The organism is Microbacterium sp. NPDC089987 (genome assembly GCF_044748505.1).
GTDB lineage: Bacteria > Actinomycetota > Actinomycetes > Actinomycetales > Microbacteriaceae > Microbacterium.
In genome coordinates this window covers 434,605-453,473 of record NZ_JBIVGE010000002.1, presented here as the reverse complement: position 1 = coordinate 453,473, position 18,869 = coordinate 434,605, and the positions used below count along the sequence as shown (strand labels likewise).

Annotated in this window: 15 protein-coding genes and 1 pseudogene; 12 read left to right on the top strand and 4 right to left on the bottom strand. The window is 70.1% G+C overall.

Translation table 11 applies throughout. From position 1 onward, the window contains the following. Positions 1–25 precede the first annotated feature (25 nt). The 10 genes and pseudogenes from ACIPV2_RS09890 to ACIPV2_RS09845 all read left to right on the top strand — a co-directional run bounded on the left by ACIPV2_RS09890 (position 26) and on the right by ACIPV2_RS09845 (position 9,670). On the top strand, positions 26–778 hold the full coding sequence (locus ACIPV2_RS09890; protein WP_400841800.1) for a phosphoadenylyl-sulfate reductase: 753 nt from the start codon (positions 26–28) through the stop codon (positions 776–778). Then, positions 775–1,734: a sulfate adenylyltransferase subunit CysD gene (gene cysD, locus ACIPV2_RS09885; protein ID WP_400840766.1), complete on the top strand. Its 960-nt coding sequence runs from the start codon at positions 775–777 to the stop codon at positions 1,732–1,734. The genes ACIPV2_RS09890 and cysD overlap by 4 nt, the downstream gene beginning before the upstream one ends. After that, the gene (locus ACIPV2_RS09880; protein WP_400840764.1) at positions 1,734–3,032 is read left to right on the top strand and encodes a sulfate adenylyltransferase subunit 1; all 1,299 of its coding nucleotides are present in this window, start codon (positions 1,734–1,736) and stop codon (positions 3,030–3,032) included. Before cysD ends, ACIPV2_RS09880 begins: the two co-directional genes overlap by 1 nt. A gap of 63 nt (positions 3,033–3,095) precedes the next feature. Continuing rightward, a complete protein-coding gene (locus tag ACIPV2_RS09875) occupies positions 3,096–4,163 on the top strand; it encodes an ABC transporter substrate-binding protein (protein ID WP_400841798.1) in 1,068 nt (355 codons plus the stop codon). Beyond that, the gene (locus tag ACIPV2_RS09870) at positions 4,163–4,999 is read left to right on the top strand and encodes an ABC transporter ATP-binding protein (RefSeq protein WP_400840762.1); all 837 of its coding nucleotides are present in this window, start codon (positions 4,163–4,165) and stop codon (positions 4,997–4,999) included. Before ACIPV2_RS09875 ends, ACIPV2_RS09870 begins: the two co-directional genes overlap by 1 nt. Beyond that, entirely contained in the window at positions 4,989–5,900 is a 912-nt protein-coding gene (locus ACIPV2_RS09865) for an ABC transporter permease (RefSeq protein ID WP_400840760.1), read from the top strand. The genes ACIPV2_RS09870 and ACIPV2_RS09865 overlap by 11 nt, the downstream gene beginning before the upstream one ends. After that, a complete protein-coding gene (gene cobA / locus ACIPV2_RS09860) occupies positions 5,897–6,826 on the top strand; it encodes a uroporphyrinogen-III C-methyltransferase (protein ID WP_400840758.1) in 930 nt (309 codons plus the stop codon). The genes ACIPV2_RS09865 and cobA overlap by 4 nt, the downstream gene beginning before the upstream one ends. After that, positions 6,823–8,319: an FAD-dependent oxidoreductase gene (locus ACIPV2_RS09855; RefSeq protein ID WP_400840756.1), complete on the top strand. Its 1,497-nt coding sequence runs from the start codon at positions 6,823–6,825 to the stop codon at positions 8,317–8,319. Before cobA ends, ACIPV2_RS09855 begins: the two co-directional genes overlap by 4 nt. Continuing rightward, positions 8,316–8,627, top strand: a pseudogene (fdxA, locus tag ACIPV2_RS09850) (ferredoxin); the annotation flags it as partial. The gene ACIPV2_RS09855 and the pseudogene fdxA, both read left to right, overlap by 4 nt. Positions 8,628–8,749: 122 nt before the next feature. Further along, a complete protein-coding gene (locus ACIPV2_RS09845; RefSeq protein ID WP_400840754.1) occupies positions 8,750–9,670 on the top strand; it encodes an NAD(P)/FAD-dependent oxidoreductase in 921 nt (306 codons plus the stop codon). Between the two features lie 14 nt (positions 9,671–9,684). On the opposite strand, the gene ACIPV2_RS09840 is transcribed toward ACIPV2_RS09845, so the two are convergent. From ACIPV2_RS09840 to ACIPV2_RS09825, 4 genes are all read right to left on the bottom strand, one after another. After that, a complete protein-coding gene (locus ACIPV2_RS09840) occupies positions 9,685–11,121 on the bottom strand; it encodes a phosphotransferase (RefSeq protein ID WP_400840751.1) in 1,437 nt (478 codons plus the stop codon). After that, a complete protein-coding gene (gene treS / locus ACIPV2_RS09835) occupies positions 11,118–12,881 on the bottom strand; it encodes a maltose alpha-D-glucosyltransferase (RefSeq protein WP_400840749.1) in 1,764 nt (587 codons plus the stop codon). The genes ACIPV2_RS09840 and treS overlap by 4 nt, the downstream gene beginning before the upstream one ends. Before the next feature lie 131 nt (positions 12,882–13,012). Further along, complete coding sequence (locus tag ACIPV2_RS09830; protein ID WP_400840747.1) at positions 13,013–13,474, bottom strand: DUF3817 domain-containing protein; 462 nt, start codon at positions 13,472–13,474, stop codon at positions 13,013–13,015. Between the two features lie 150 nt (positions 13,475–13,624). Further along, on the bottom strand, positions 13,625–14,896 hold the full coding sequence (locus ACIPV2_RS09825) for a DUF222 domain-containing protein (RefSeq protein WP_400840745.1): 1,272 nt from the start codon (positions 14,894–14,896) through the stop codon (positions 13,625–13,627). Positions 14,897–15,015: 119 nt separating this feature from the next. Between ACIPV2_RS09825 and ACIPV2_RS09820 the strand changes: the two genes are divergently transcribed. Together ACIPV2_RS09820 and ACIPV2_RS09815 are read left to right on the top strand one after the other, a co-directional pair. Beyond that, entirely contained in the window at positions 15,016–16,452 is a 1,437-nt protein-coding gene (locus ACIPV2_RS09820) for an MFS transporter (RefSeq protein WP_400840743.1), read from the top strand. Positions 16,453–16,489: 37 nt separating this feature from the next. Then, positions 16,490–18,865 carry a glycoside hydrolase family 65 protein gene (locus ACIPV2_RS09815; protein ID WP_400840741.1) on the top strand — a complete coding sequence of 792 codons (2,376 nt, stop codon included), beginning with the start codon at positions 16,490–16,492 and terminating at the stop codon, positions 18,863–18,865. Positions 18,866–18,869 lie beyond the last annotated feature (4 nt).

The following is an 18,869-nucleotide window of genomic DNA, read 5'->3' as shown; positions in this document are numbered from 1 at the left end:
GGACGGAGTGAGCACCGCAGAAGGAGTGAGCACCGCGGAAAGTGGGCCCCTGAGCCTGCCGAAGGGTCGCCGCTCTGCGCAAGAGCTGCGCGCCCTCGCGGAGCGCGGCAACCTCGAGCTGCGCAGCCGCCAGCCCGACGAGGCGAGTCCGGCCGAGGTTGTCGCATGGGTCGCGGCCAACTTCGCCGTCTCGCAGGCCGCCGTCGCGTGCTCGATGGCGGATGCCGCGCTCCCCCACCTCGTCTCGCAGAGCATCCCGGGTGTCGACGTGCTGTTCCTCGACACCGGCTACCACTTCCTCGAGACGAGGTTCACCCGAGACGAGGTCGCGTCGCGTCTCGACGTGACCGTCGTCGACGTGAAGCCCGTCCAGAGCGTGCGGGAGCAGGATGCCGAGTTCGGCGCCGACCTGTTCGCCCGCGACCCCGGGCTGTGCTGCGCGCGGCGCAAGGTCGAGCCGCTGCAGCGAGCGCTCGGCGGCTACGAGGTGTGGTTCACCGGAGTGCGCCGCGACGAGGCGCCCACGCGCGCCGCGACCGAGCTGGTCGTCTGGGATGAGCGCAACGGGCTCGTGAAGGTGAACCCGGTCGCGGCGTGGAGCTTCGACGAGCTCATCGGCTACTCCACCGTGCACGACGTGCCGGTGAATCCTCTGATCGCTAACGGATATCCGTCGATCGGCTGCGCGCCGTGCACGAAGCCCGTCGCCCCCGGTGAAGACCCTCGATCCGGCCGCTGGGCCGGTCTGACGAAGACAGAATGCGGGCTGCACGTATGACTCTGGACACTCACGACGTTTCGTCTCGCTCCGCCCGCTCGACGACCGGTGAGGCGCGTCCCACTGCGCTGAGCACGCTGGACCTGCTCGAGGCGGAGGGCATCCACATCATCCGCGAGGTGGTCGCCGAGTTCGAGCGCCCCGTGCTGCTGTTCTCGGGCGGCAAGGACTCGGTCGTCGTGCTGCACCTCGCCGCCAAGGCGTTCGCGCCGGGACGGGTGCCGTTCCCCGTGCTGCACGTCGATACGGGGCACAACTTCCCGGAGGTGATCCGCTTCCGCGACGAGACGGTCGCCCGCCTCGGCATCGACCTCGAGGTCGCCCGCGTGCAGGACTACATCGACGACGGCCGGCTCTTCGAGCGCCCCGACGGCACGCGCAACCCGCTGCAGACTCAGCCGCTGCTCGACGCGATCGCGGCCGGACGGCACGACGCGGTCTTCGGCGGTGCGCGCCGCGACGAGGACAAGGCCCGCGCGAAGGAGCGCATCATCTCGCTGCGCGACGAGTTCGGGCAGTGGGATCCGCGCAATCAGCGCCCCGAGCTGTGGAGCCTGTACAACGGCCGGCACCTGCCAGGCCAGCACGTGCGCGCCTTCCCGATCTCGAACTGGACCGAGCTCGACATCTGGCGCTACATCGAGCGCGAGAACATCGCCCTGCCGCCGCTCTACTACGCGCACGAGCGGGAGGTGTTCCACCGCTCGGGCATGTGGTGGGCCGTGGGCGAGTTCTCGCAGCCACGCGACGACGAGCAGGTGGTGCGCCGCACAGTGCGCTATCGCACCGTCGGCGACATGAGCTGCACCGGCGCGGTGGAGTCGGATGCCGCCGACACGGCGTCCATCGTCGACGAGGTCGCCCGCACGACCCTGACCGAACGCGGCGCCACCAGGGCCGACGACCGGATCAGCGAGGCCGCCATGGAGGACCGCAAGAAGGACGGGTATTTCTGATGGGTGCGACTCTCTTCAGGTTCGCGACGGCAGGCTCCGTCGACGACGGCAAATCCACCCTGGTGGGCCGGCTGCTGCACGACGCGAAGGCGATCCTCGCCGACCAGCTCGACCAGGTCGCCGCAACCTCTAGGGCGCGGGGCTTCGCCCTCGGCGCCTTCGACTTCGCGCTGCTCACCGACGGCCTGCGCGCCGAGCGCGAGCAGGGCATCACGATCGACGTCGCCTACCGCTACTTCGCTACCGATCAGCGCAGCTTCATCCTCGCCGACTGCCCCGGGCACGTGCAGTACACCCGCAACATGGTCACGGGAGCGGCCACGGCCGACGCCGTGATCGTGCTGGTGGATGCCCGCAAGGGCGTGGTCGAGCAGACGCGGCGCCACCTGGCCGTGGCGTCGCTGCTGCGGGTGCCGCACGTGATCGTCGCCGTGAACAAGATCGACCTCGTCGGCTTCGACGAGCAGACCTACGTCGACATCGAACTCGAGGCGCTGCGGGTGGCCGACGAGCTCGGCATCCCCGCGGTGCGCGTGCTGCCGGTCTCGGCGCTGGAAGGCGACAACATCGTCGACCGCTCCGAGCGCACCCCCTGGTATCGCGGAGAGACGCTCTTCGAGCTGCTCGAGACGCTGCCGGTGCGCACCGATGCGGCCGCCCCGCTGCGGCTGCCGGTGCAGCTCGTGCTGCGACCGCAGGGCGGCCTGTCGCCCGATGTCCCCGCCCGCGAGGTCGAGCGGCTGCGCGACTTCCGCGGCTTCGCCGGGCGGATCGCCGCCGGCGCCGTATCGGTCGGCGACCGCGTGCAGGTGCTGCCCTCGGGGCGCGCCACCGAGGTGACCGGTGTGCACGTCGCGGGCGTCGACACCGGCGCCGCCGAGGTGCGGCAATCGGTGACACTCACCCTGGCCGACGAGATCGACGCCGCCCGCGGCGCGCTGATCGTCGCCGAGGGCTCGGCTCCGGCACTGCGCCGGGATGCCGTGGTCGAGCTGTTCCAGCTCGACCCCCGAGCCACAGCCCCCGGCGCGCGCGTGCTCGTGAAGCACGGCACGGCGACCGTGCAGGCGATCATCGCGGAAGTCCTCACCCGCCGTGACCTGGAAACCCTCGCGCACACCGATCTGACCGCGGGAGCGGATGCCTCCCTGGCCGAGAACGAGATCGGGCGGGTGCGGCTGCGCCTGGCATCCGACCTCCCGCTCGAGCCGTACGCGCAGAGCCGCGAAGGCGGCTCGCTGCTGCTCATCCACCCCGCCGACGGCGCCACGCTCGCCGCCGGCACCGTCATCGACTGACCTGATTGATCCGATCTGCACGACCGAAAAGCACCACGAGCCTAAGGAGGCGAAACCGTGAACATCACCCGCAAGAACAGGACATTCACCGCACTGGGGGCCCTGGCGATGGGCGTCACCGCACTGGTGCTCGCGGGCTGCGCCCCGGCATCCGGGTCCGCCGCCGAGGGCGAGGTGACCGAGCTGCGCCTGGGCTACTTCGCCAACGTCACTCACGCACCGGCCCTGGTCGGGCTCTCGGAGGGGCTGTTCGACGACGCTCTCGGCGACGTCGACCTGAAGACCGAGATCTTCAACGCCGGCCCGGCCGCGATCGAGGCGCTCTCCGCGGGCGCGATCGATGCCACCTACATCGGGCCCAACCCGTCGATCAACACCTTCATCCAGTCGGGCGGCGCCTCCGCACGGATCATCGCCGGGGCGACCTCTGGCGGGGCCGCGCTCGTCGTGCGCGACGGCATCGACTCACCGGAAGACCTGCAGGGCGCGAACATCGCGAGCCCTCAGCTCGGCAACACGCAGGATGTGGCGCTGCGCAGCTGGCTGGCCGACGAGGGGTACGAGACCTCCACCTCCGGCGCCGGCGCCGTCAGCATCACACCGACCGAGAACGCTCAGACGCTCACGCTCTTCCAGGACGGGCAGCTCGACGGCGCCTGGCTGCCCGAGCCGTGGGTATCGCGGCTGGTCGTCGAGGCGGGCGCGCATGTGCTGGTCGATGAGGCCGACCTCTGGGATGACGGGGCGTTCCCGACCACGGTGCTGCTGGTGCGCAAGGAGTTCGCGGACGAGCATCCGGAGATCGTCGAGAAGCTGCTCGCGGGTCACATCGCCTCGGTGCAGTGGCTCGATGAGAACGAGCCCGAGGCGGGCGCGGTGATCAACGCTCAGCTCGAGGAGGCGACCGGGAAACGCCTGCCCGATGACGTGCTCGCCCGTGCGCTCGAGAACGTCGATTTCACGGTCGATCCGCACGCCGAGACCTTCCAAGCGCTCGTCGCGAACGGGCTGGCAGCGGGCACGCAGAAGAAGGGCTCGATCGACGGTCTGTTCGACCTGCGAGCGCTCAACGCACAGCTGTCGGATGCCGGCGAGGACACCGTCTCGGCGTCCGGGCTCGGGGAGCAGTGATGACGACCCGCGACACCCTCGCGCGCCCGACCGTCAGCGAAGCGCATCTCGCGCCCAGCTTCGACGGCGTCAGCCCGCTGCCCGGCGAGCGCCCTGGCGTCGACCCCGCGGTGCGCATCTCGCACGTCACCAAGCGCTACGGGTCGGGGCCGCTCGTGCTCGATGACGTCTCGCTCGACATCGCCCCCGGCGAGTTCGTGTGCCTGCTCGGGGCATCCGGATGCGGCAAGTCGACCCTGCTCAACCTCATCGCCGACCTCGAGCCGATCACGTCAGGAGCGATCGAGACGCCCGACGGCGGATCTGCGGTGATGTTCCAGGAATCGGCGCTGATGCCCTGGCTCACCGCGCGCCGCAATATCGAGCTGGCCCTGCGGCTGCGCGGCGTGCCGCGCGGCGAGCGCGGCGACGAGGCCGACCGGCTGCTGGCGACCGTGAACCTCGCCGAAGCCGGGGACAAGCGCCCGCACGAGCTCTCCGGCGGCATGCGCCAGCGGGTCGCGCTGGCGCGGGCGCTGGCTCAGGATCGTCCGGTGCTGCTCATGGACGAGCCGTTCGCGGCCCTCGACGCCATCACCCGCGATCTGCTGCACGAGGAGCTCGAGCGGGTGTGGCGCGCGACCGGCCGCACCATCGTGTTCGTCACGCACAACGTGCGCGAGGCCGCGCGTCTCGGTCAGCGCGTCGTGCTGCTCTCGAGCAGGCCGGGCCGGATCGCCGGCGAATGGCGCATCCGAAACACCATCGGCCGGCGCATCGAGTCGCCCGAGGTCGCCGCCCTCGCCAGCGAGATCACCGCGGAGCTGCGGAAGGAGCTGGCCCGCAATGCCTCCTGAGACGACAGCGCCGCCATCCATCCCCGCCTCCGGCGAGCACGACGATCTGCACACCCTCTCGTCCGGACTCGACCGGCTGCAGTCCGAGTCGGCGCAGACGACGCCCCGCTGGCGGGAGATCATCGCGAAAGCGCTGCCGCCGATCGCCCTGCTGCTCGTGCTGCTGGCCGTCTGGCAGCTCTACATCACCGTCGCCGCTCCTCGCCCCGATAAGGCGCCGAGCCCCGCCGCGGTGCTGACCGCCCTCGGCGACGCATGGGAGACCGGTCGTCTGCAGCAGGCCGTGCTCACCAGCCTCGAGCGCGGCGGGCTGGGCTTTCTCATCGCCATCGCGATCGGCACCCCGCTGGGGCTCGCGCTCGCGGAGTGGAAGCTGCTGCGTCGCGCGGCCGGCCCGCTGATCTCGGGGCTGACCGTGCTGCCCTCGGTCGCCTGGGTGCCTGCGGCGATCATCTGGTTCGGCCTGACCGACGCGACGGCGTACTTCGTGATCCTGATGGGGGCGATCCCGTCGATCGTGAACGGCCTGCTCTCCGGCATCGACCAGGTGCCACCGCAGCTGCGCCGGGTCGGCACCGTGCTCGGGGCCAGTCGCTGGCAGCTCGCCACCGCTGTCGTGCTTCCGGCGTCGCTGCCCGGCTACGTGGCCGGCCTCAAGCAGGGCTGGGCGTTCTCGTGGCGCTCGCTGATGGCGGCCGAGATCATCACGATGGGCGGCTCGATGGGCTTCGGCCTGGGAACGCTGCTCAACCAGTCGCGCGAGCTGGCGGATCTGGCCAGCGTGCTCGGCACCATCATCCTGATCCTCGCGATCGGCATCGTGATCGAGCTGGTGTTCTTCGGACCGCTCGAGCGCCGGATGCTGCGCAATCGCGGACTGCTGCTGGGAGGCACCCGATGACCGGAACAGTGACTCTGGTCGGCGCCGGCCCCGGTGACGCCGGCCTGCTCACCCTGCGCGGGCTGCGCGCCCTCGAGAAGGCCGACGTGATCGTCGCCGACCGGCTCGGCGCGCGCAGCGTGCTCGCCCAGCTGGAAGCCGAAGGCGCGGTCATCGCCGCCGAGGTGATCGACGTCGGCAAGCTGCCCGGTCATCACCCGGTGCCGCAGGACGGCATCAATGAGCTGCTCGTCGAGCTGGCGCGGGCCGGCCGCGAGGTCGTGCGCCTGAAGGGCGGGGATCCGTTCGTGTTCGGCCGCGGCCGCGAGGAGCAGCTGTTCTGCGAGGCCGCGGGCGTCCGGGTCGAGGTGGTGCCCGGGGTCACCAGCGCGGTCTCGGTGCCGGCCGTCGCGGGCATCCCGCTCACCCATCGCGGCGTCGCCGCGTCGTTCAGCGTCGTCAGCGCGCACGATCAGATCGAGCCCGGCGGGTCGGTGAGCACCTCGGGCGCCGACCACACGCTCGTGCTGCTCATGGGCGTCAGCACGCTCGGCCATTCGGCGCACGTGCTCGCCGCCGGCGCGCGCGGCGCCGACTGCCCGGTCGCGATCGTCGAGGACGGCTACGGCAGCGGTGAGCGCGTGACCGTCGGAACGCTCGGCACGATCGCGCAGCTCGCAGCTGCAGCGCAGGTGCGCTCCCCCGCCGTCGTCGTGATCGGCGAGGTGGTGCGGCTGAGTCCGTTCGCCGTGTCGCTCGCGCCCGCATCGGCGGATGCTGGAGACGCCACGCCTCCGGCATCCGCAGCGCCGCGCAGGCGGGGCCGCTCCCGCCTGGCCGCCGCGCTGGACGCCGGACTCGCGGTCGACACCGGGCTGGTGCGGGCGATCGACACGAGCATCCGCTCCTCCCACTCCTCTTCGTCTCGAAAGGCCTCCCTGTCATGACCCTCTCCACGCTGCGTGTCGCGATCGTCGGCGCCGGACCTGCCGGCATCTATGCGGGCAACCTGCTCGCCCAGGCCGTCAAAACCCTTCGATCCCCACGACCCACTCGACGCATCGCTTCGCACTGCGTCGAGCCTCGGGGCCGCGTGGCCCCGGCTCAAGGAACCGATTCCATCGACGCGGTCGAGATCGACCTGTTCGAGTCACTGCCCGCCCCCTACGGGCTGATCCGGTACGGCGTCGCCCCCGACCACCCGCGCATCAAGGGGATCGTCACGTCGCTGCACGAGATGCTCGACGCTCCTCAGCCTGGGTCCCTGGGCCTGCCGAAGGATCGCCGCACCATCCGGTTCATCGGCAACGTCGAGGTGGGGCGCGACATCGCTCTCGATGAGCTGCGCGAGCGGTACCACGGGGTGATCCTCGCCACCGGTGCGCTGCGTGATGCGGTCCTCGACATCCCCGGCGTGGACCTGCCCGGCTCGTATGGCGCGGCCGACTTCGTCGCCTGGTACGACGGGCATCCCGACGTGCCGCGCACCTGGCCGCTCGACGCGACGTCGGTCGCCGTGATCGGCAACGGCAACGTCGCGCTCGACGTGGCGCGGGTGCTCGCCAAGCACGCGGTCGACCTGCGCACCACCGAGGTGCCCGACAACGTGCTCGCGGGCCTCGAGTCGTCGGCGGTCACCGATGTGCACGTGTTCGGCCGACGGGGCCCTGCCGACATCAAGTTCACCCCGATCGAGCTGCGCGAGCTCGGGGAGGTGCGCGACGTCGACATCGTGCTGTACGACGAGGATTTCGATGGCGTCGATCCGACGACCGCGTCGAACAACCAGCTGAAGGTCATGCTGCGCACCCTGAACTCGTGGCGCGGTCAGGAGTCGACGGGGGCGTCGCGCCGTCTGCACCTGCACTTCTGGCACGCGCCGATCGAGATCACCGGCGACGGCCGCGTCGAGGGCATCCGGTTCGCCCGCACGGCCCCCGACGCCGCCGGCGCCCCGGTGCCGACCGGCGAGGTGCGCGAGTACGACGTGCAGGCCGTGTACCGCGCGGTCGGCTACTTCGGCACCCGCGTCGACGGTGCGGACTTCGACGAGCGCCGCGGCGTCGTGCCGAACGACGAGGGCCGGGTGCTCGGCCAGACCGGGCTCTACGCCACCGGATGGATCAAGCGCGGCCCGGTCGGGCTCATCGGCCACACGAAGTCGGACGCCCTCGAGACCATCGGTCACCTCGTCGCCGATGCGCAGGCGGGTGTGCTGACCGCGCCTTCCGCACCGGGGTTCCGGAGCGGGTCGCAGGGCGATGTGCTCGACCTGCTCGATGAGCGCGAGACGGCGTACACGACCTGGGACGGCTGGCAGGCGCTGGATGCCCACGAGCGCGCCCTCGGCGAGAACCACGAGCACGTGCGCGAGCGCGTCAAGGTCGTCGCGCGCGACGAGCAGGTCGAGATCTCGCGGCCGGGGGTGCTGGCCCGATGACCTATGTGATCGCACTTCCGTGCGTAGACGTCAAGGACCGCGCCTGCATCGACGAGTGTCCGGTCGACTGCATCTACGAGGGCGAGCGATCCCTGTACATCCAGCCCGACGAGTGCGTCGACTGCGGGGCGTGCGAGCCGGTCTGCCCCGTCGAGGCGATCTACTACGAAGACGACCTGCCCGAGGAATGGGCCGACTACTACAGGGCGAATGTGGAGTTCTTCGACGAGATCGGCTCGCCGGGCGGCGCATCGAAGGTCGGCGTCTACGACTTCGATCACCCGCTCGTGGCCGCGCTCGCGCCGCAGGGCCCTTCGGCAAGCTCAGGGGCCCAGGAAAGCGCAGGGACCCAGGAACAAGCGCAGGGCACTTCGGCAAGCTCAGGGGCCCAGGAAAGCTCAGGGGCCCAGACAAGCTCGGGGGCTCGTGAATGACTGACTACGACGTGCTCGTCGTCGGCGGCGGGCCGGCGGGGCTGTCGGCCGCGCTGAACCTCGGGCGCTCATTGGCTCGCGTGCTCGTGGTCGACGCCGACCGGCCGCGCAACGCGGCGACGCTGAACTCGCACGGCTTCCTCACGCGTGACGGGGTGCCGCCTTTCGAGCTGCGGCGCATCGCCCGCGAAGAGCTCGCCGCATACTCGAACGTCGAGATCCGCTCGCGAGTGCGAGTGGGCGGGCTGACGACGACGGATGCCGGTTTCACCGCCGGCATCGGACGACGCGAACCGTTCGAGCACGTGACCGCGCGCTCGGTGCTGCTCGCGACCGGGCTGCGCGAGACGCTGCCCGACGTCCCCAACCTGCGCGGCTTCTACGGCATGAGCCTGTTCAGCTGCGCGGCCTGCGACGCGTGGGAGCTGCGCGGGCGCAGCCTGGCGCTGATCGGCGAATCCGCCGACCTCGCCGACCGCGCGCGGCTGATCGCGCACTGGACGCCGCGGCTCACCGTGTTCACGAACGGCTCCGACACGCTGAGCACCGCCGAGGAGGCGGAGCTCGCGGCTGCCGGCGCGACGGTCGTCCGCTCGCCCATCGCCGAGCTGATCGGCGAGCGGGGCCGCATCGAGGCGGTGCGCACCGTCGACGGGGATGAGCACGCGATCGACGGCGGGTTCGTGCGGCCGGAGTGGGAGGCGGATCTGTCGTTCCTCGACGGGATCCTGCCCGAGCGCGATGCGTATGGACATCTGGTCACCGACAGGTCGGGTCGCACGAGCATCCGCGGTCTGTACGCGGCGGGCGATGTCGCGGCTCCCGGACCGCAGCAGCTGATCGTCGCGGCCGGTGCCGGCGCACGCGTGGCGGCGGTGATCACGCACGACGCGATCGGAGTCGCCACCGCGCACTGATCACGCCAGCGGGCTCACCTCGCTGCGATGCGCTCCAGTGCCAGCAGCGGGATCGCGACCCACGATGGACGGTTGCGCTTCTCGTAGATCGCCTCGTACACCGCCTTGTCGGCCTCGTAGGCGTCGAGCAGGGTCTGCAGCGGCGGGCTCAGCTCCGCCTCGGCGATCTCCGAGTCGGGATCGAGAGCCCCCGCGTACGCGTGCAGGAAGTGCTCCCGGGCGATCGCCGACCACTCCCTCGCGCGTTCGCCGCGCAGCTCCTGCTGATCGTCCTCGGCCGGTCGGCCCGCCAGAGACATCTCCACGACGCCTGGGGCGTAGCCGAACGAGCGCAGCATTCCCGCTACGTCGCGCCACGGCGAGTCGGGCAGCGCCCGCTCGGCGAAGGGCCGCCCCGGCTCGCCCTCGAAGTCGACGATCCGCCAGCCGTGCGAGGTGCGCAGCGTCTGGCCGAGGTGCAGGTCACCATGCACGCGCTGCACGTCGAACCCGTCCAGCTGAGCCACCGCATCGTAGAGCGCACGCAGGCGGTCCGCGTAGGGCTGGATCTCGGGGACGACGGGCAACGCCCTCTCCAGCCGCTCCGACATGGCGCTGGCCAGCTGGGCAGTGGCCTCGTGGCCGCGGCGCTCCGACGGGAACCTCTCGCGCAGCGCCGAATGGACTTCAGCGAGCGCCTCGCCGAGCCGGGCGGCCTCGCCGCCGAAGTCGCCGCCGGATTCGGGAACCGTCAGCTCAGGGTCAGCGAGCGCGGTGCGCACGCTCCCGGTCGCGAGCTCGAAGCCGTCGGCGGCCGTGCTGAGGAACTCCTGCAGCATCCCCAGGTGCAGCACCTCTCCGTCGAGCTCGGTCTCGATCCAGCCGTACAGCTCGGCGATGTGCTCCGAGCCGGCGCTGGTGAGCTCCTCGTGGATCTCGATGTCGGGGTTCACTCCAGGGCTGACCTTGCGGAACAGCTTCATGATCGCGGTGTCGTCGAAGCGCAGCGACGAGTTCGACTGCTCGCCGGTGAGAGGCGAGGAGCGCAGCTTCGGGTCCAGCGCGGGGCTGTCCGGCATCCGGCGGAAGCGGAGGCCGCCGACATCCACGTTCCCGTCGGCCTCGGCGGCGACGAAGCTCTCCAGCCAGACCGCCATGGCGTCACGGTCGTGCACGGCGTCGTACAGGTGTCGCTCCCGCCCGTCGACGTCGATCGCGCCGACGTAGGCGTAGCTGTGCCGGTCGTCGAACTCGTCGTACCCCGACAGCGGCACCTGGTACAGCTCGCTGCCGCCCTCGTCATCGCCGTAGTCGACGGTGACGAGGTAGACGATCACGCGCGGATCGTCCCCGGGCCCGCGCAACTCGGCGAGCCGGCGCGCCTGGGAGACGTGGAACGGGCGGCCCTTGCCGGCGAACCAGCGCGTGCGCACCAGGTAGCCCTCCAGAAGGGCATGATCGATCGAGGTCACAGCAACCCCACCTCCTCCGAATCCTCCGCCGGCGCATGCAGCTGGAACCAGTAGAAGCCGTGCCCGCCCAGCGTCAGCAGGTACGGCAGCTCGCCGATGCGCGGGAACGGCACACCGCCGACCAGCTCCACCGGGATCATCCCCTCGAAGCGCCGCAGATCCAGCTCGACCGGCTGAGGGAACTGCGACAGGTTGTTGACGCACAGGATGACGTCGGACGTCCCGTCGTCATTCGTGTGCTCACGGGTGTACGACAGCACCGAGGGGTTCGAGCCGCCGAGGTCGTTGAAGCCGCCCAGGCCGAATGCCGGATGCCGCTTGCGGGCCTGGATCATCTGCCGGGTCCAGTGCAGCAGCGACGAGCGGTCCTCCTGCTGCGCCTCGACGTTCACGGCGAGGTAGCCGTAGACAGGGTCCTGCACGACCGGCTTGCTGAGCTTGCCCGGGTTCGCGGTCGAGAAGCCGGCGTTGCGGTCGGAGGTCCACTGCATCGGCGTGCGCACGCCGTCGCGGTCGCCGAGCCAGATGTTGTCGCCCATCCCGATCTCGTCGCCGTAGTACAGCACCGGCGAGCCGGGCAGCGACAGCAGCAGGGCGGTGAACAGCTCGATGCGGTCGATGTCGTTCTCGAGCAGCGGAGCGAGGCGGCGCCGGATGCCGATGTTCGCCTTCATGCGCGGATCCTGCGCGTACTCGTTCCACATGTAGTCGCGGTCTTCGTCGGTGACCATCTCGAGCGTCAGCTCGTCGTGGTTGCGCAGGAAGATGCCCCACTGGCATCCGGCCGGGATGGTGGGGGTGTCGGCGAGGATCTCGCTGATCGGGTACCGCGACTCGCGGCGCACGGCCATGAAGATGCGCGGCATCACCGGGAAGTGGAAGCACATGTGACACTCGTCGCCGCCCACCTCGGGGTCGCCGAAGTAGTCCACCACGTCGGCCGGCCACTGGTTCGCCTCGGCCAGCAGCACCCGGCCCGGGTAGTTCTCGTCGACGAAGCGACGCACCTTTCTCAGGAACTCGTGCGTCTCGGGCAGGTTCTCGCCGTTCGTCCCCGGCCGCTCGTAGAGGTAGGGGACGGCGTCGAGGCGGAACCCGTCCAGGCCCATGTCGAGCCAGAAGCGCATGGCGTCGAGCATCGCCTCGTGCACCTTCGGGTTGTCGAAGTTCAGGTCGGGCTGGTGGCTGAAGAAGCGGTGCCAGAAGTACTGCTTGCGCACCGGGTCCCACGTCCAGTTGCTCGGCTCGGTGTCGACGAAGATGATGCGCGCGTCCTCGTAGAGTTGGTCGGTGTCGCTCCACACGTAGAAGTCGCCGTAGGGTCCGTCGGGATCGTTGCGACTGGCCTGGAACCACGGATGCTCATCGCTGGTGTGATTCATGACGAAGTCGATGATCACCTTGATGCCGCGCGCGTGCGCGGCGTCGAGGAACTCCTGGAAGTCGTCGGTCGTGCCGAGGTCGGACTGCACGCCGGTGTAGTCGGCGACGTCGTATCCGCCGTCCCGCAGCGGCGACGGGAAGAACGGCGGGATCCACAGGCAGTCGACGCCCAGCCACTGCAGGTAGTCGAGTTTGTCGATGAGGCCGCGGAAATCGCCTACACCGTCGCCGTCGCCGTCCTTGAACGAGCGGACGAGGACCTCGTAGAAGACTGCCGTCTTGAACCACTCGGGCGCAGGGCTGCCCGGGGTGTCGGGGAACGGCTCCTGCGTGAGCACAGGGATCGACGCGGTGCACGGGGCGGGCTCATCGGTCATACGGGCTCCCTCACCATCGGATTTCGTCCGAGCATGCGCCCAACCTGTCACACGAGACGGGCGCTGGCTAGGGGCTTGTGCGCCTCTTGACCTGAGCGCGTCGGAGTGCAAGGAGCCTCACGCCGGCAGGCTCAGCGACCGCCGGGAGGTCCGATCAGCAGCAGGATGCTGAAGATCGCGATGATGGCTACCGCGATCAGCACGGCCAGCACCCAGGGGCGGTGCAGGAACCAGCGCATCGTGCGGTCGTACCAGGTGCGGTCGCGCGGGTCGTCGGTCTCGGTGAGACGCCACTGCCCCTCGAGTCGTCCGCTGCGGTGCAGCCAGATCTCGACCGGGATGGTGGCGTAGGGCACGATCGCGCTGGGGATCGTGGCCGCGGCGACACCGGCGTGCCAGCGCTGGTGGAAGGCGAGGAGCACAGCGGTCGCGCCGTACGCGAGAAAGACGAAGCCGTGGATGCCGCCGGCGATCGTGACGAGCACCGAGGGCTGCCCGACGGCGCGCAGGATGAGCGCGCTGATGAGCAGGGTCCAGGTGATCGCCTCGGCGATCGCGAGCACGCGGAACAGGCGGGCGGGAGTGGTGAACACGGGTCTCCTACGGTGGGTGTGCTTCCACGGTAGGTGAGCGCGCCTATGCGGATGCCCGAGGTGCGCACCGATCCGCGCCTGAAGGGCCAAAGATCAATCGAAAGGCTGACACGCCTGCGATGCAGTACCGGCTCTGGGTCGCGACCGTCCTCAGAACGGAGGCTCCGTGAAGGTGACGGTGTTCGGAGGCGGCGGCCGGTCGACATAGGTGCGCCCGGTGGGACTCGTCCACTCCAGAAGGCCGTCGCCGAGCTGAACGACGTGCCACGGCGTCTGATGCTTGAGGACATGATGTCGGCGGCAGAGAGCGGCGAGGTTCTCCTCGCTGGTCTCGCCGCCGAAAGCAGCGTCACGGGTGTGATCGAGGTCGCTGTCGCGGGCCGGCATCCCGCATCCCGGGAAGCGACATCGCTGATCCCGAGACTGCAGGCGACGGCGCAGCGATTCCGGAGGTCGGTACCTGTCGACGGACAGCACCCCGCCGTTCACCGGATGCGTGAGGATCCGATCCCAGCCGGCGGCAGCCCCGGCCAGCGCCCTCGCGGAGGCGAGATCCATCGGAGCCCGGCCGGACAGCTCTGCGGCGGGACCGCCGGCGCCCATGAGCGTGGTCACCGGCACGGTGATGGCGACCTGCGCGCTGATCGACCCGAGCAGCCCATCCACGGTGTCGTGACCGGTGGGAGCGCCGCTGAGCAGCAGATCCATCGCCAGGTCGAACCGACGCTGTCCGAGCGTGCGCCGGTCGGTCGCATCGCCGCCGGATGCCGCACCGGCAGCGCGAGCGAGCTCCTTCGCCATCTCGGTCAATCGCTCGTGGGTGCCGTGGATCAACACCGACGGGCCATAGATATGCAGCTCGGACATGGCATCCGGACCATCGGTCACCCACACGTCACGACGCCCGCGCGCATCCTCGTGTCGCTCATCGAGCGTGCGCGACTGATACTGCTGGGCGATCCGCTCGGCGATCACTCGCACCCGGTTCGGCGACTCGTCCTGCGCGAACTCCAGCACGCGCGCGGCGTAGGCGGCACGCGCCGCGTCGTCGTCGATGTGCGAACCGGCGTCGACGATCACGCGCGCATGCCCGGCCGTGATCAGCCCCGCGCCCTGTGCCTGCCACACCTGCGGAAACCGCTCGACGAGCACCTCGGCCGCGACCATGCGCCGCTGCACGGTGCGGTCGCTCACGCGCAGCGCCGTCGCGAGTTCGGCGGCCACGGCGCGCAGGGTGAGATCGGAGTCCTCGATGCCGCCGCCCCGCTCGGCGATCGACATGGCCAGCCGGTTCGCTATCGCGAGCAGCCCGTCTCGTGCGGCCAGCACGCCCTGCAGAGTCTTCTCGACGGCCTGCAGGGAGGACACCATCGCGTCGAGATTCGCCATGTCCTCGCTGGTCGCCATCGACATTCCGTTCATATGTCGAGTATCGCGCTGGCCACCGACATTCGAACGCCCGGTCACGCATCGGCTGACCCGGCCCGCCGCACCGAGGCTCAGAGATGGACGCGACACCGGCATCCGGTAGCGTGACGGCCATGACCGGTCGTGATGCCGCCGCCGTACCCCCGCCGACCGCCAGAACGGGAGCCGTCGCGGCGTTCGGCCGAGAGCATGATGGCTCGGCGCACCAAGCCACCAAGAAGCAGGTCGTCTCGTGGGCGATGTGGGACTGGGCGCTGCAGCCGTTCAACACCGTCATCCTCACCTTCGTCTGGATCGCGCTGTACCTGACCTCGCGCATGTTCCTCGAGCCGTCCGTGCGCGAATCCGGGATGCTGTCCGACGGCTCGTACATGAACTGCAACAAGTCGGAGTACGCGGCATCCGAGTACTGCCACGGGCTCACCGACCTGTCGGAGTGGTGGGGCTGGGCGAACTTCGCTGCCGGCATCCTGATCCTGCTGCTCGCACCGGTGCTCGGTCAGCAGGCCGACGCGCGCGGGAGCAAGAAGAAGTGGGTCATCGGGGCGACCATCGCGATCGCGCTCATCCAGTTCTCGCTCTTCTTCGTCGAGGCCGACCCGAAGTTCTTCTGGTTCGGCGCGTTCGCCGTCGCGATCGCGGCCGTCGTCAGCGAGATCGGCAACGTCAGCTACTACGCGATGCTCTCGGAGGTGTCGACGCCGAAGAACGTGGGCCGCGTATCCGGCCTCGGCTGGGGGCTCGGGTACATCGGCGGCGTCGTCGCGCTGGTCGTGTGCATCCCGGTGCTCTTCCTCGTCGGGCAGGACAACGCGCTCTCGTTCAAACTCGTCGCGGTGATCTGCGCGGTGTGGACGATCGTGTTCTCGATCCCGATGTTCCGCAACGTGCCCGAGTCCCCGTCGTACGACACGGCCGAGAAGGTCGGCTTCCTGCGCTCGTACGTCGTGCTCGCCCACAGCATCGCCGGGCTCTACCGCACCAACCGCCCGACGTTCTGGTTCATGCTCGCCGCGGCCGTCTACCGCGACGGCCTCGCGGGGGTGTTCGCGTTCGGTGCGGTGCTCGCCGCGCAGGGCTTCGGCTTCTCGTTCCTCGAGGTGATCATCTTCGGGCTCGCGGCGAACCTCGTCGCGGGCGTCTCGACGCTGCTCGCCGGGCGCATCGACGACGCCATCGGCCCGCGCCGCCTCATCATCTTCGCCCTGTCCGGTCTGGTCGTGATGGCGTTCGTGGTCTACGCGCTGCGTGACTACGGCACCATCGTGTTCTGGATCTGCGGCCTGCTGCTGTGCGCCTTCGTCGGCCCGACCCAGGCATCCAGCCGCAGCCTGCTCACCCGCCTCACCCCGCCGAGCCAGCAGGGCACCATCTTCGGTCTGTACGCGACGACCGGTCGCGTGGCGTCGTTCCTGTCGCCGCTGGCCTGGTCGCTCTTCCTCGCCTGGTTCGGCGGCATCGTCTACGGCGTGCTGGGCATCGCCGTGGTGCTGCTGATCGGACTCGTGCTGCTGCTGTGCGTGCGGTTCCCGAAGGACGTCGGAGCCTGAACGCGCCGGCGTCGGTCGAGGCGAGGACAGGAGCGATATGACTACCCACCGCTTCGACGTGCACCCGTGGGGCATCGGCTGGTCCTGCGTGCAGAACAGCGGCTGGGAGGAGCGCGGACAGGCTCATCGGGAGTCGGTCTTCTCGCTGTCGAACGGGCACATCGGGTGGCGCGGCACTCTCGACGAGGGAGATCCGAGCGCGGCTGCGGGCAGCTACCTCAATGGCGTCTTCGAAGAGCATCCGATGCCCTACGCCGAAGACGGCTACGGATACCCCGAGCACGGCCAGACGGTGATGCACGTGCCCGACGGCAAGGTCATCCGCCTGATCGTCGATGACGAGCCCTTCGACATCCGCACCGGAGCGCTCGTCGAGCACCGGCAGCACCTCGACCTGCGCACGGGCATCCTGCATCGCGAGGCCACCTGGACCTCTCCCGCCGGCCGCACGGTGACCATCGCGTCGCAGCGCCTGGTGTCGTTCACCCACCGCTCAATCGCGGCCGTGCGGTACGAGGTCACCGCGGGCGACGCCGCCGTCGAGGTGACGCTGCTGTCCGAGATCATCGCGGATGAGCCGCTGCCCGAGGTGCACTCCGATCCTCGGGTGATGGATGCTCTGCGTGACCCCTTCGAGCCCGTCTCGCATCACGGGGCCGGTGGCCGTGCCACCCTCGTGCAGCGCACCAGGCGCAGCCGCATCGCCGTCGCGGTCGCGGCCGATCACCTCGTCACGGCGTCGCAGGCGAACGCACCCGAGCCGCACACCGAGGTCACCGCCGATCTCGCCCGCACCACCATGCGGGCCAGGCTCGAGCCCGGTGAGAGCATCGGGCTGGTGAAGTGCGTCGGTCACGAATGGTCGCCCGCGCTCGACGACGTCGCCCTGCGGGACCGCGCGGAGGCGGCTGTCCAGTCGGCCATCGAGATCGGCTGGGACGGGCTGGTCGACGAGCAGCGGCAGTACCTCGACGAGTTCTGGGGCCGGGCCGATGTGATGATCGAGGGTGCCGAGCGGCTGCAGCAGAGCGCTCGCTTCTCGCTCTTCCAGGTGCTGCAGTCCGCCGCGCGCGCCGAGGTGCGTTCGATCCCCGGCAAGGGGCTCACCGGTGTCGGATACGAGGGCCACACCTTCTGGGACGCCGAGACCTTCGTGCTGCCCGTGCTCACCTACACCGCGCCGCATGCGGCGCGAGACGCGCTGCTCTGGCGGCATTCCACTCTCGACCATGCCCGCAGCAGAGCCGAGCAGCTGCACCTCGCCGGGGCCGCGTTCCCCTGGCGCACGATCGACGGCCGGGAGTGCTCGGGCTACTGGCCGGCAGGAACCGTCGCCTTCCACGTCAACGCCGACATCGCGGCTGCCGTCGTGCGCTACGTGCGGGCGACCGGCGATGAGGACTTCGAGCGGGAGAAGGGTGTGGAGATCCTCATCGAGACCGCGCGACTGTGGTGCACCCTCGGGCGCTGGGACGACGACGGAGCTTTCCACATCGACGGCGTGACCGGGCCCGACGAGTACTCCGCCCTGGTCGACGACAACTTCTTCACCAATCTCATGGCGCAGCGCAACCTCCGCGCGGCGGCGGACGCCTCGCGGCGGCACCGCGATCCGGCATCCGCTCTCGGCGTCACACCGGAGGAGATCGCCCGGTGGACGACCACCGCCGACGCCATGGCCTTCCCTTGGGACGCGGCCCGCGGCATCCCGGAGCAGTCCGCCGGATTCAACGCGAAGGAACGGTGGGACTTCGAGGGCACCCGCGACGACCAGTATCCGCTGCAGAGTCATTTCCCCTATTTCGACCTGTATCGCAAGCAGGTCGTGAAGCAGGCCGACCTCGTGCTCGCCCTGCAGATCGCACCGGACGCGTTCACGCCGGAGGAGACGGCGCGCGCCTTCGCCTACTACGACGAGCTGACGGTGCGCGACTCGTCACTGTCGGCATCGGTGCAGTCCACCGTCGCCGCCCGCGTCGGTCAGCTCGACCTGGCGATGGACTACTTCGCCGAGGCGGCCACCATCGACCTCGACGATCTGCAGGACGACGTCGACGAGGGGCTGCACGTCGCCGCGCACGCCGGTGTGTGGAACGCGCTCGTGTGCGGTTTCGGCGGCATGCGCGACGACGGCGAGATGCTGCGTTTCGCGCCGCGGGTCGCGCCGCCGATGACCGCGTTCTCGTTCGGGATGCTGGTGCGCGGCCGCACCCTCCGGGTCGAGGTGCAGCGTGATGCGGTCACCTACCGGCTCGCAGACGGCCCCGCGCTGGGCATCCGGCACTTCGACGAGGAGATCACGCTGGAAGCCGGACAGCCCCGCCGCCTGGACATCCCGGCCCTGCCCGATCCCGGACCGCGCCCGTCGCAGCCGCGGGGACGCGAGCCGCGGCGAGCAGGCGCCGAGACCTGACTGC